This window comes from Oleiphilus sp. HI0123 (genome assembly GCF_001635315.1).
This window is the reverse complement of sequence record NZ_LWGE01000841.1, coordinates 1-273: the sequence shown is the minus strand read 5'-3', so window position 1 is coordinate 273 and position 273 is coordinate 1. Positions and strand designations below refer to the sequence as shown.

The 273-nt window shown below is 45.4% G+C and carries 1 pseudogene; it reads left to right on the top strand.

Features of this window, described 5'->3' with window-relative positions:
• Positions 1–273, top strand: a pseudogene (locus A3761_RS27310) (SGNH/GDSL hydrolase family protein); the annotation flags it as partial.

Genomic DNA, 273 nt, shown 5'->3' with positions numbered 1-273 from the left:
ATTTCTGCGGGACTCACAGGCTGTGGCGGTGTTGGTAGTCTAGTCAGCAATGACCGTGTAACAGACGCTGACAACGATCAAGTTGTAACCATTGGGGATTCGATTTTCGCTTTATCCGGTAAGATTCAGGATATTCTTGAAGACTATGCTGGAGAAACGTTCCGTCAATATACTATCTCGGGTGCAGAAGTAACGGGCGGTATCTATGCAACTGATATTGCAACGCAATTCGAGATTGCCAAGAACGATAATCCGAATATCCAGACGATCGTT